The organism is Mesorhizobium sp. M0761, assembly GCF_040320205.1.
GTDB lineage: Bacteria > Pseudomonadota > Alphaproteobacteria > Rhizobiales > Rhizobiaceae > Mesorhizobium.
In genome coordinates this window covers 63,718-75,341 of the sequence record NZ_JAMYPF010000026.1, presented here as the reverse complement: position 1 = coordinate 75,341, position 11,624 = coordinate 63,718, and the positions used below count along the sequence as shown (strand labels likewise).

General features: G+C 57.6%; 11 protein-coding genes and 1 pseudogene. 11 read left to right on the top strand and 1 reads right to left on the bottom strand.

What is annotated here, in order from left to right; all coding sequences use genetic code 11:
• Positions 1–238 (bottom strand): annotated as a pseudogene (gene virG / locus NKI32_RS29010) (two-component system response regulator VirG); the annotation flags it as partial.
• 1,290 nt (positions 239–1,528) lie between these two features.
• Between virG and NKI32_RS29005 the strand changes: the two are divergent.
• The 11 genes from NKI32_RS29005 to virB11 all read left to right on the top strand — a co-directional run bounded on the left by NKI32_RS29005 (position 1,529) and on the right by virB11 (position 10,965).
• Positions 1,529–2,314: a type IV secretion system lytic transglycosylase VirB1 gene (locus NKI32_RS29005; RefSeq protein ID WP_352793952.1), complete on the top strand. Its 786-nt coding sequence runs from the start codon at positions 1,529–1,531 to the stop codon at positions 2,312–2,314.
• A gap of 74 nt (positions 2,315–2,388) precedes the next feature.
• Positions 2,389–2,694 (top strand): pilin major subunit VirB2, encoded by a 306-nt coding sequence (gene virB2 / locus NKI32_RS29000; RefSeq protein ID WP_023673707.1) that lies wholly within the window; start codon positions 2,389–2,391, stop codon positions 2,692–2,694.
• On the top strand, positions 2,694–3,020 hold the full coding sequence (locus tag NKI32_RS28995; protein WP_023679584.1) for a type IV secretion system protein VirB3: 327 nt from the start codon (positions 2,694–2,696) through the stop codon (positions 3,018–3,020). The genes virB2 and NKI32_RS28995 overlap by 1 nt, the downstream gene beginning before the upstream one ends.
• Complete coding sequence (virB4, locus tag NKI32_RS28990; RefSeq protein WP_353004781.1) at positions 3,020–5,389, top strand: type IV secretion/conjugal transfer ATPase VirB4; 2,370 nt, start codon at positions 3,020–3,022, stop codon at positions 5,387–5,389. The genes NKI32_RS28995 and virB4 overlap by 1 nt, the downstream gene beginning before the upstream one ends.
• A 13-nt stretch (positions 5,390–5,402) precedes the next feature.
• Positions 5,403–6,086: a TrbJ/VirB5 family protein gene (locus NKI32_RS28985; RefSeq protein ID WP_023673704.1), complete on the top strand. Its 684-nt coding sequence runs from the start codon at positions 5,403–5,405 to the stop codon at positions 6,084–6,086.
• Positions 6,087–6,144: 58 nt separating this feature from the next.
• Positions 6,145–7,032, top strand: a complete 888-nt coding sequence (locus NKI32_RS28980; RefSeq protein WP_023679586.1) for a type IV secretion system protein — start codon at positions 6,145–6,147, stop codon at positions 7,030–7,032.
• Between the two features lie 27 nt (positions 7,033–7,059).
• Positions 7,060–7,218, top strand: coding sequence for a type IV secretion system lipoprotein VirB7 (locus NKI32_RS28975; protein ID WP_081731114.1), 159 nt, complete (start codon positions 7,060–7,062; stop codon positions 7,216–7,218).
• On the top strand, positions 7,215–7,928 hold the full coding sequence (locus NKI32_RS28970) for a type IV secretion system protein VirB8 (protein WP_352793954.1): 714 nt from the start codon (positions 7,215–7,217) through the stop codon (positions 7,926–7,928). Before NKI32_RS28975 ends, NKI32_RS28970 begins: the two co-directional genes overlap by 4 nt.
• Positions 7,925–8,809, top strand: a complete 885-nt coding sequence (locus NKI32_RS28965) for a TrbG/VirB9 family P-type conjugative transfer protein (protein ID WP_023679588.1) — start codon at positions 7,925–7,927, stop codon at positions 8,807–8,809. Before NKI32_RS28970 ends, NKI32_RS28965 begins: the two co-directional genes overlap by 4 nt.
• On the top strand, positions 8,802–9,941 hold the full coding sequence (gene virB10, locus NKI32_RS28960; protein ID WP_353004779.1) for a type IV secretion system protein VirB10: 1,140 nt from the start codon (positions 8,802–8,804) through the stop codon (positions 9,939–9,941). Before NKI32_RS28965 ends, virB10 begins: the two co-directional genes overlap by 8 nt.
• Entirely contained in the window at positions 9,925–10,965 is a 1,041-nt protein-coding gene (gene virB11, locus NKI32_RS28955) for a P-type DNA transfer ATPase VirB11 (protein WP_353004777.1), read from the top strand. The genes virB10 and virB11 overlap by 17 nt, the downstream gene beginning before the upstream one ends.
• The last annotated feature ends 659 nt before the right edge of the window (positions 10,966–11,624 follow it).

Below are 11,624 nucleotides of genomic sequence, written 5' to 3'. Positions count from 1 at the left end.
CGCTGATCACTATGATAGGAACATCCGATTTTGTCGCCAGATTGCGGACGATCGCAAGTCCATCCTCCCGGCCTAGGTTAAGGTCGACAACCACGAGATCGACTGGCTCACGTGAAAGAACATAGTCAAACTGCTTGCTATCGTGGACTGCGGTTACCTTCAGGGCATGCATCGTGAGATACTCGGCGATGAGGCGCCGCATTGCGGCATCATCGTCAATGACAAGAACATGTTTCAACGGCACACCTTCAATCTTGAATCCCCTTGTTAAACCTGTTGCCGAGCAACCCTGGGGCACCGACCCAGAACAGCTGCTCCTTGATACCACTCGCCGTTGCGTGCGGCCAATGTGAGGCCGTGCTCGTCCTGTTCTTTTCATCCCCAGCGAATTGACCGCACCAAGGCAGCCCGTGGCCACCAGACAGGTCCAAGCGCCGACATGACCCTGCCGTGTGGTCCTTCGCTTTTTCGCTTCGAGCTCCCCCGTTGGTGCAGGCCTGCCAATATCACTCGAGTTCGACCTCATGGATGCCAAGTTTCCTGCTATGCCCTTGCATCCTGGTCATCCTGGAGTTTGCGGATCTGGATCATCTCGATATCCTCCGGCTCGTGGATCCAGCTCGGACATGGTTGAGCAGCGCGGCGTTTGGCTTGATCGGAGAGGCGGTCGGCGGAAGAAGACCGTGATTCGCTGCAGCGGCCTTGTGCAAAATAGTGTGTCTCCTGCCAAGCCGGCTTCGTCCAAGGTGGCCGGCGGCCTCAAATGCTGTTCGGCGACCGGCAGGTCGCCGGTTGCGGTGATCGTCCGGGCTAACATTTCTCAGTTACTGCAACTCCTCCATCTTGAGCGTGTCACTATGCTTGTCCATTGCGCCGTCGGACTCCGTCAATGACGTGCGGTTATCTGCCGATGGGACTGTGCATGATCCACCCTTTGGCGGCGGCGGCCGAACAGCTGAACGAGGCTCGCACCAGGATGGGCTGCGCCGCCACGTCTTCCCAGTTGACCCTCGCCGCCGCGGATTTGCGCCTTCGAGCCAGCTTCGCGGACGAGCTCGCGTCTCAAGCAATGATCTGAGTGTGCAGGGCCGCGCATGGCTGCTCTTTTAGGACCGGCAGCATACCGGCAAAGTGGGCCGCTTTATCGCCTTAGTCGATTCCCCACGGTGATCCCGAGCCTGAACAAGCCCGCCAAGCTCCCCATTTTAGTCCTTGGCTTGGCGCTGACAGAAGTACCATCCATGACGCCAAAGTCGCGGCCCACACTCCAGGAGCAACGGACGGCCGGGACGAGCAATCCTGTACAGGAGTCATTGTACCAAGATGCTCCGGATGTCGCTGGCTGATCGGGCCCGCGCCACCCACGCATGCGCAAGATGCTCACCCACGCTGATACGAACACGGTCTTTGCTTCAATTGAAACCGAAAAGCTGAACTTGAACATCACACAGTAACAAACCTCCCCGATAAGCGCGTGCCGAACAGGGCCAGAACCCGTCCGGCGGCTTGGAAAGGTAGGTGATAGGGAATGTTTATTGCAGCTTGGCCGCTGGCCGTCGTCCTGTTGACATCCATGTTACTCCCAGCCGAGCCCGCGCCACTTTCTCCGCGTGAGTTCCGCAGCCTGTCGCGCAAATGCGCCCCCTGGGTTGCGCCGTCCACCCTCGCCGCGATTGCCAAGATTGAAAGTGGCTTTGACACGCTGGTGGCTCATGACAACACCACAGGTGAGCAGCTTCGCTGGATAGACCACCTGGAAGCCACGCGGGGCATCAAGGAACGCCTCGAAGCACAACATTCTGTCGATGTTGGATTGATGCAGATAAATAGCAAGAACTTTGCCATGCTCAATCTTACGCCGGAAAGGGCTTTCGAGCCCTGCGCCTCGCTTTCGGCTGCCGCCCACTTGCTTGAAAGCCGGTATGCCGGCGGCACCACTGCTGTGGCACAGCAACTGGCGCTTCGCCGTGCCATCTCGGCCTATAACACGGGCGACGTCACGCGTGGCTTCGCCAACGGTTATGTACGCAAGGTCGAGTCGGCCGCAAAGGACATCTCAAGTCTCCTTGAGCGAACGCTGGAGCCGACTGCTCGAGATGTGCCGCACCTTGAGGCACCCGGTCGGAAAGCCGTGCCGCCTCTGCTCCAGCAGAGCCAACAGGCCAATAGAAAGAAGCAGCCCAACCAAGATTCTTGGGACATTTGGGGCTCGTATCAGCCAGACCGCTCCGGGGCCGATCCCTCCGGTCCGACAGGCAGCCAGGCTGCGAAAGCACGGGAACCCGCGAACCCGAACAAACTCGTATTCGATTGAAACATGGAGATGCAATGATGACGCCACTCAAGATACTTCGTGCGCTTAAAACGCGTGTTCCTTCGCCTTTTTCCATGCTGCGCATGGCGGCTGAATATGTACCGGCCGCTGCTGCAGGCGCGGCGTGGACGGTCTTCTACAGCGGGCCAGCCGCGGCTCAGGTGACCGGAGGGACGGATCCTGCCAAGATGGTCCAGAATATCTGCACGTTCATACTTGGCCCCTTTGGACAATCACTGGCCGTGCTCGGGCTCGTAGCCATCGGTATCTCTTGGATGTTCGGTCGTGCTTCACTTGGCCTGGTTGCGGGTGTCGTTGGAGGGATCGTCATCATGTTCGGGGCCAGCTTCCTGGGCAAGGCGCTCATAGGCGGCGGCTGATGAGCGACCGGTTGGAAGTGAGCACCCTCTATGTGGCGGCGACGCGCCCCGCACTGTTTCTGGGGGTGCCGCTGACGCTGGCCGGATTGCTCATGATGTTGGCTGGGCTTGTTATCATCATCCTTCAGAACCCGCTCTACGAAATCGTTCTCGCGCCACTCTGGTTCGGAGCACGGCTGGTTGTTGAGCGTGACTATAACGCGGCAAGCGTCGTGCTGCTCTATTTGCAGACGGCCGGCAGAAGCGTGGACGGGCCGGTCTGGGGAGGCGCAAGCGTCAGCGCCAACCCGATCAGAGTGCCGAAACGCGGAAGAGGAATGGTGTAATGTTCGGCGCCAGCGGCCGGACCGAGAGGTCTGGCGAGATCTACCTTCCGTATGTTGGTCACGTAAGCGATCAGGTTGTCCTTCTGGAAAACGGATCGATCATGGCCATGGCACATGTGAACGGTGTGCCCTTTGATTTGGAAGACGCTGAGATGCGCAACTCGCGCTGCCGCGCGTTCAACACTCTCTTGCGCAACATCGCCGATGACAATGTCTCGATATACGCTCATCTTGTGAGACACAACGATGTGCCGGCGCCGGCGCCGCGCCAGTTTCAAAGTGCATTCGCTGGCAGTCTGAGCGAGGCCTACGAGCGTCGTGTGCTGTCGGGAAAGCTCTTTCGCAACGATCACTTCCTCACTTTGATCGTGTCCCCCCGCACCGCAATCGGCAAGATCGGCTTGCGGATTGCCAAGTCCCGCAGACGGAATGAGCACGATCTAGCCACCCAAATGCGGAGCCTGGAAGACCTCTGGCACATCACTGCTGGCGCACTCGGCGGTTACGGTCTGCGCCGGTTGGGCATTCGTGAGAAAGGCAACGTGCTCTTCACGGAAATCGGCGAGGCGCTTCGGCTCATGATGACTTGCCGGTTTCTTCCGGTTCCGATGGTTACCGGCTCACTTGGCGCCTCGATCTACACTGACCAGGTCATCTGCGGGAAGCGGGCGCTTGAGATTCGAAGGCCCGGGGATAGCTACGTCGGATCATTGTTTTCGTTCCGTGAATATCCGGCGACGACGCGGCCGGGCATGCTAAATTCCTTGCTGTCCGCCAACTTCCCGCTTGTCCTGAGCCAGAGCTTTTCCTTCCTCACTCGCCCACAAGCTCATGCCAAACTAAGCCTTAAGTCCAGCCAGATGACGAGTGCCGGCGACAAGGCTCTCACCCAGATCAATGAACTTGCCGAGGCAGAGGACGCACTGGCAAGCAACGAATTCGTGATGGGTTCGCATCATCTGAGCCTGTGCGTCTATGCCGACAGCCTCAATAGCCTTGCAGATCGCGCAGCAAGTGCCCGCGCACGGCTGGCCGACGCGGGCGCCGTTATCGTCCAAGAGGGCATCGGCATGGAGGCCGCATATTGGTCTCAACTTCCGGGGAACAACAGGTGGCGCACGCGCCCGGGGGCGATCACCTCACACAATTTTGCCGGGCTCGTCTCATTTGAGAACTTCCCAAGCGGTTCCAGTTCCGGCCACTGGGGCAATGCTGTTGCGCGCTTTCGCACAAACGGTGGAACTTCTTTCGACTACATCCCCCATGAGAATGACGTCGGCATGACGGCAATATTCGGGCCCGTTGGCAAAGGCAAGACGACGCTGATGACCTTTGTCCTCGCGATGCTTGAGCAAAGCTTGGTCGATCGCAATGGTGCGATCGTCTTCTTCGACAAGGATCGGGGTGGTGAACTGCTGGTGCGAGCCACGGGAGGGACATATCTTGCGTTGCGCAGAGGCGCTCCGAGCGGCTTGGCCCCTCTGCGTGGACTGGACAACACCTCCGCCTCCCGGGACTTTCTGCGCGAGTGGTTGATGGCCCTGATCGAGAGTGACGGCCGTGGTCCGATCTCGCCGGAGGAAAGCCGTCGGCTGGAACGCGGCATTGTTCGTCAGCTTTCGTTCGAACCCCCTATGCGCTCACTTGCGGGCCTGCGCGAGTTCCTATTGCACAGCCCCTCCGAGGGCGCAGGAGCACGGCTGCAGCGGTGGTGTAGAGGGGGGGCGCTTGGATGGGCCTTTGACGGCGACGTGGACGAAGTAAGGCTGGATGCCTCCATTACGGGCTTCGACATGACGCAGCTCCTGGAATATGAGGAGGTCTGTGCACCGGCCGCCGCATACCTTCTGCATCGAGTGGGCGCTATCGTCGATGGTCGTCGGTTCGTCATGAGCTGCGACGAATTTCGATTCTATCTACTCAACCCCCAATTCTCGGCCGTTATCGACAAATTCTTGCTCACGGTCCGCAAAAACAACGGCATGTTGATACTCGCAACGCAGCAGCCTGAACACGTTCTGGAATCGCCTCTCGGAGCTAGTCTCGTTGCGCAATGTATGACGAAAATTTTCTACCCATCACCGACGGCGGACCGCTCTGCGTATGTCGATGGCTTGAAGTGCACTGCGCAGGAGTTCGAGGCAATCCGCCAGGGAATGGCAATCGGCAGCCGCAAGTTTTTGCTCAAGCGCGATAGCGGGAGTATTGTTTGCGAATTCGATCTTGGGCAGATGCGCGAGTATGTAGCCGTACTCTCGGGGCGGGCCAACACAGTGCGCTTTGCCGACCAGCTTCGTAACCAGCACGGAGACGCCCCAAGTGGGTGGCTCGACAAGTTCATGGCCCGGTACCACGAAGTTCAAGACTGACGGAGGAATATTCATGAAATTTGCCAAACTTGCAGTAACGACCCTTGCTGCTTCTCTTCTGCTTCACGGACAGGCCCGTTCGCAATTTATCGTCAGCGACCCTGTAACAGAAACACAAGCGACCTTAACAGCGCTTTCCAATGCGGCGATCCTTGAGAGGTCAATCGAGACGCTCGCTACCACGATTGAAATGGTGACAATTCTAACGTCGTCATTCGCTGTCACGGGACTGCTAAGCTCACTGAACCAAGGAAATCACTACCCGTCGAGCAATAAGCTGGAGGAGCAGATGTTTGATGCTCGGGCGCCAGCTTCGATTATGGCCCGTAACATTGCGAAGGACCCAAATCGGATAGTCAACGGCACCGATTCAGAAGCGAAACTGTTACAGGGACAAATCGCCGGGGCCGCCAATGCCGCAGCTATTGCAGCCGACACTTTGGGCATGATGGACAAGCGCCTTAAGGATAACGCCGGCACGCTTGGTCAGCTTTCCCGCTCGGGAAATATTATGCAGGCCACCGTGACCAACGGTCTGGTCCTCAAGCAGATTCACGATGCGATGATCCAAAATGTCCAGGCCACGAGTCTGCTGACAATGGCCACTGCACAAGGGAGCCTTCACGCCGTGGAGGAGGCAGCCACGCAGCGTCGCGAACATCAGGACACCGCTAATATGTTTAGCATCCTCCCGTAAACCACACAGAGTTCATCAGGCTCAGCTGCGCTGATCAGGGACACATCAGGCTCACGCCATGAATTTCAAAATTCCCGCGCCATTCACGACTATACACACGATCTTTCATGGCGCCTTCACGTCCGGGCTGCACAAAGTGCTTGAAAACATCCAAGAGGCGGTCAGTGCGCCTCTGGTTGCGTGTGTCACGCTCTGGATAATAATCCAAGGCTGTCTGGTCATGCGTGGTCAAGTCGATGCGCGCGGGGGTATCTCGCGCGTAATCATGGTGTCGATTGTCGTCGCCCTTATCTTAGGGCAGGCCAACTATCAGCAGTACATTGAAGCGCTCTTCGACGACACGATTCCGAGGTTGGCTCACGACATCAGTGGCAGCGACTTGCCCTTCATCGGAATCCCCCAGAAGCTCGATCTCATGTTTGCTTCAAGCCAGTATGTCTTTCAGCTGATTGCTTCCGAAATTGGGCCTATGAACGGCCAGGACATACTTGCTTTCGAGGGAGCGCAATGGATTTTCTACGGCGCGCTGTGGACAGCGTTCGAGATCTACGATGCCGTTGGAATTCTGACGAAGGTGCTCTTGACGATCGGCCCCCTGGTCCTTGTAGGCTACCTTTTTGATCACACTCGAGACATAGCCACCAGATGGATCGGCCAACTGCTCTCGTACGGGCTGCTGCTTCTCCTCCTCAACATCGTTGCAACGATAGTAATCGCTGCCGAAGCAGTCTCGCTGGCAGCCATGCTTTTGATGATCAAATTCTCGGGCACGACAGCAGCCAAGATCATCGGGCTTTACGAGCTCGACATGCTTTTCCTGGCTGGTGACGCTCTGATCGTCGCGCTTCCGACGATCGCCAGCAGCATCGCCGGCGGCTCTTGGGGAGGTGCGAACCGACCTCTTAACAGCCTCAATCGCCACTTTGCCAAAACGGCGGGTGGTTAATCAATCGACAAGCTCGGTGCCAAAAACATGAAATATTGCCTACTTCTGTCAATCCTCGCTTTGGCCGCCTGCAAGACGAGCCATGGGCTTGCGACATGCGCGGGTGCCCCATTCCAACTGAACGTGGGACAATGGGAAACCACCCCTGAGGATCTTCAGGTCGAATGCGCGGAAGAGCCAAAGTGAAAGTCCCTGAACATGCCCTTCTGGTGGAGAGAGAAACGCTAGCCGCCCACTATAAGAAGGTGGAAGCGTTTCAAACTTCACGAGCGAAGTCTGCGCGGCGCCTGTCAAAGGCCCTGATAGCCTTTGCCGCAGCGGCGGTCCTAGGAAATGTTGCCCAGGCATTTACCATCGCTGCCATGGTCCCGTTGGCCAAGCTCGTACCTGTGTTCCTCTGGGTCCGGCCGGATGGGACCGTCGACAGCGAAGTGTCAGTGTCTCGACTGCCGGCAACCCAAGACCGAGCCGTCATAAATGCTTCGCTGTGGGAATATGTACGCCTGCGCGAGGGGTACACAGCAGATACAGCCCAATACGGCTATGACCTCGTATCCAGTTTCAGCGCGCCGGCTGTGCGACAGCAATATCAAGATTTCTTCAACTATCCGAATCCCACCTCGCCGCAAGTCACGGTGGGCAAGCGCGGCAAGCTCGAGGTCGGGCATATTTCTTCAAACGACATCAGTCCGGACGTTCAACAGATCCGTTACAAACGTACGCTTGTTGTCGATGGGCAGATGCCGATAGTGACCACCTGGACAGCTACCATCCGCTACGAGCGCTTGACGGGTCTGCCTGGGCAATCGAGGCTCACCAATCCGGGAGGTCTACTCATCACTTCCTATCAAAGCTCGGAAGATAGCGTATCGAACCTGGGCTATGTGCAGCCATGACAAAAAGAGCGTTTCTCGCGCTGGTCTGTTCGCTCTTCTTAACGATGGAAGCGTCCGCGGAAGACACACCACTTGCCGGCAAGCATGATGCGCGCATGCGCTACCTGGCTTACCGTCCTGACGAAGTGGTGCGCCTGTCTACCGCAGTGGGGGCAACGCTGGTTGTCACATTCGCGGCCAACGAGACAGTCGCAGCCGTGGCCGTTTCCAATAGCAAAGACCTGGCTGCGCTCCCGCGCGCCAACTATCTCTTTTTTAAGGCTAGCCGGATGCTCCCGCCGCAGCCGGTCATCGTGCTGGCCGAGAGTGAGTCCGGTACACGGAGATACGTCTTCAGTATTTCAACGAGAGCGATGCCAAAACTCGATGAGCAGCAACCTGACCTATACTACAGTGTGCAGTTCACCTATCCTGCTGATGAGGCTGCTGCTCAGAGAAAGGACGCAGAAAGGCGCTCGATTCTTGGTCAGGCCCGGGCGAAAGTGCTGCGCGACGAGAGAGTTCAGGATTTGTTGAATCGGCCCGCCGCAACTACCAGTCCGGACGAAAGCAATTTTCATTACGTCGCAAAGGGCGATCGATCGCTGGCGCCGCTGGAAGTTTTCGATAATGGCTTTACCACCGTATTTGGCTTCGCAAGCAATTCCCGCATACCCTCCCTCTACATTATCAATCCCGACGGCAAGGAAGCCGCTGCCAATTACACGGTCAAAGGAGACTATGTTGAAGTATCCGCAGTCGCCCGGGAATGGCGTCTGAGAGATGGCAATACGGTCTTGTCCATTTTCAACAGGGCTTATGACCCTGTGGGACGAGCGCCAGGGACCGGTACAGTGACACCCGACGTGTGGCGCGTTTTGAAAGGCCCGGCCGATGAATGAAACCGGCCCACAGTCGGGACATGATGTCCATGCCTCAGGATCGATGGTCTCGGAGCCGGCCCGCCGGCATGTTTCGGGATTGCAGAAGTTGGCCGTCGCTGCTCTTGTTCTCATCTCATCTCTATCGCTCATCTGGCTCGGCGGTAGTCCCAGCACACAAGACGAGCCAACTCAGCCAAAACCTCCAATTGTCGCCGACGCCGAGCCATTCCGCCCCGTGCCGATTGAGATTGCTCCCGAAGCTCCAGCACCCGTACAGGCGGCGCAGGCAGGAGATCCTGCGCCATCCACGCCGCCTCCGGCGCCAGCTGATCCGCCGCCGGAGGAAACACCAATTTTCGCCTACAGTGGCAGCGGTCAAATGCCCAACGACGGTCAGCGGAGCGAAGACAACCATAGGGATGCTCCCGCGACCTCGCATGAGATTTCAGACGCTGGCGATCTGACGGGGCGATTGAAGCCAGATATACAGGAGCCAAGCCGGGCCACACTTTTGCCGCACCCTGATCTCGTGATTACCCAAGGAACGATAATTCCCTGCATTTTGCAAACGGCAGTCGACACAAATTTACCGGGTTATGTGAAGTGCGTCTTACCTAAAGACGTCCGCGGCGCCACCAACAACGTGGTGCTTTTGGATCGCGGGACGACCGTGATTGGCGAGATCCAGCGTGGTCTCCAACAGGGGGATGCGCGTGTCTTCGTGCTGTGGACGCGCATCGAAACGCCTGACCATGCCCTCGTTTCGCTAGCGTCGCCGGGCGCTGACGAGCTCGGCCGCTCCGGAATGCCTGGCACGGTGGATAATCACTTCTGGCAGCGCTTTGGCGGAGCAATGCTCATGAGCGTCATTCAAGGCGCGTTTCAGGCCGCCGGTCAATACGCTGGCAGCTCAGGTGGAGGAAGCGGCATCAACAGCTTCCAGAGCAACGCCGGACAAGCCGTTGACACGACCCTTAGAGCAACGATCAACGTTCCGCCAACTCTGAAGAAAAACCAGGGAGATGCTGTATCCATCTTTGTGGCTCGGGACCTCGACTTCTCAGATGTATACGATCTTAGACCGATCGCCGTGGCGCCAGCCCCCCAACATCGCCAACGCCGGAGAGACAACAATGCGACCGGAGGCTGACCCTCAATTGCGTTTGCTTCTCAACCCTGTTTTGAAATGGCTTGAGGAGCCAAGGACCGAAGAGGTCGCTATCAACCGGCCTGGGGAAGCCTTTGTCCGACAGGCCGGCGTTTTCACGAAACATCCGCTACCGCTATCTTATGACGATCTGGAGGACATCGCGATCCTCGCTGGAGCGCTGCGCAAGCAAGATGTCGGACCGCAAAGCCCCCTCTGTGCGACTGAGCTGCCGAACGGAGAGCGGCTGCAGATCTGTTTGCCGCCCGCTGTTCCCTCAGGAACAGTAAGCCTGACGATACGGCGTCCCTCAAGTCGTGTGACCGAACTCAAGGAAGTTTCTTCTCGCTACGAATACTCGCGTTGGAATCAATGGCGGTCACGAAAGGAGCGTCAAGAGCGGCAGGACGAAACGATTCTTCAGCACTACGACCATGGTGACTTGGAGCAATTTTTGCGAGCATGCGTTTGCGGGCGGCTCACGATGCTGCTTTGCGGACCTACTGGAAGCGGCAAAACGACAATGAGCAAGACTTTGATCAACGCTATACCCCCGCAAGAGAGGCTGATAAGTATCGAGGACACGCTCGAACTTGCAATCTCGCACGAGAACCATGTCCGGTTACTCTATCCGAAAGACCGAGCAAGCGTAGGTGCGGTGACAGCCGAGCAACTGTTGCAAGCCAGCTTGCGCATGCGCCCTGATCGAATATTGCTTGGCGAGATGCGCGATGATGCTGCTTGGGCCTACCTTAGCGAAGTCGTCTCCGGCCATGCGGGATCAATATCAACGATTCATGGGGCGGATCCGGTCCAAGGCTTTAAAAAGCTCTTTTCACTCGTCAAGAGCAGCCCGCAAGGAGCTGCTGTGGAAGACCACACGCTTCTTGACCTCCTGTCGGCTGCCATTGACGTCATTGTGCCGTTCAGTACCCACGGCGACGTGTATGAGGTGGGGGAGGTGTGGCTCGCCGCCGATGCCCGGCGACGCGGAGAGACAGTAGCCGACCTTCTTAACAAGCACTAAGGCTAGAGCACGTCGGGGATCGGTAAGTCGTTTGTGATACGATGGCGTAATTTGTTCAGATTGAACGTCCACTTTGATTTGACGGAGGTGGATAATGGGAGGAGGACTGGGCGTAGACCTTCGGTCACCAGTCTGAAGTCTTCGGGCGCCTTGTCGGCGCGGCAAGTTGCGGCACGATTCGACTGGGTGTATCGAGCGCGTCCGCTGAATTGCGCGGGCGACGCTCCCCGAGCTGGTGCCGATGCCTGCTTCAAAAGCGGCATCGACACCCGGCAGGTCGTACCCTTGATTTACCTAGCCGCGCTCAATGAGTGTCTTCAAAGCCGCCGAACGTGGTTCGGAATGACCGGTGGTAAATCGGGAAGTGCCATATAGGGAATCCTCCTGGTATTGCCTCCAGGGGGTCCTCAATGAACAAAGCCGCACCCTTGCGACCTCAGCTGGAGTTTGCGACGCAACCCATAGGAGGATCGATGCGCAGAGAACTCGCAGGCAGAGTCGGTGGCATTGTGGGCTGGCCGACGGACGGTTTCAGCCCGTCAACAGGTCTTCACGTGTTCCATCCCCGACTATTGCAGGCGTGCGGCTTGCATGCTCCCGCGATCACCCATCGGAAAGAGCGTTACGAAAACTACGAAGAGTTGCGCGACTTCTGCTGT

Excerpts from the sequence above, each read along its gene's own strand:
- NKI32_RS29005 (WP_352793952.1), top strand. The coding sequence starts at position 1,529 with ATGTTTATTGCAGCTTGGCCGCTGGCCGTCGTCCTGTTGACATCCATG.
- virB2 (WP_023673707.1), top strand. The coding sequence starts at position 2,389 with ATGCTGCGCATGGCGGCTGAATATGTACCGGCCGCTGCTGCAGGCGCG.
- NKI32_RS28995 (WP_023679584.1), top strand. The coding sequence starts at position 2,694 with ATGAGCGACCGGTTGGAAGTGAGCACCCTCTATGTGGCGGCGACGCGC.
- virB4 (WP_353004781.1), top strand. The coding sequence starts at position 3,020 with ATGTTCGGCGCCAGCGGCCGGACCGAGAGGTCTGGCGAGATCTACCTT.
- NKI32_RS28985 (WP_023673704.1), top strand. The coding sequence starts at position 5,403 with ATGAAATTTGCCAAACTTGCAGTAACGACCCTTGCTGCTTCTCTTCTG.
- NKI32_RS28980 (WP_023679586.1), top strand. The coding sequence starts at position 6,145 with ATGAATTTCAAAATTCCCGCGCCATTCACGACTATACACACGATCTTT.
- NKI32_RS28975 (WP_081731114.1), top strand. The coding sequence starts at position 7,060 with ATGAAATATTGCCTACTTCTGTCAATCCTCGCTTTGGCCGCCTGCAAG.
- NKI32_RS28965 (WP_023679588.1), top strand. The coding sequence starts at position 7,925 with ATGACAAAAAGAGCGTTTCTCGCGCTGGTCTGTTCGCTCTTCTTAACG.
- virB10 (WP_353004779.1), top strand. The coding sequence starts at position 8,802 with ATGAATGAAACCGGCCCACAGTCGGGACATGATGTCCATGCCTCAGGA.
- virB11 (WP_353004777.1), top strand. The coding sequence starts at position 9,925 with ATGCGACCGGAGGCTGACCCTCAATTGCGTTTGCTTCTCAACCCTGTT.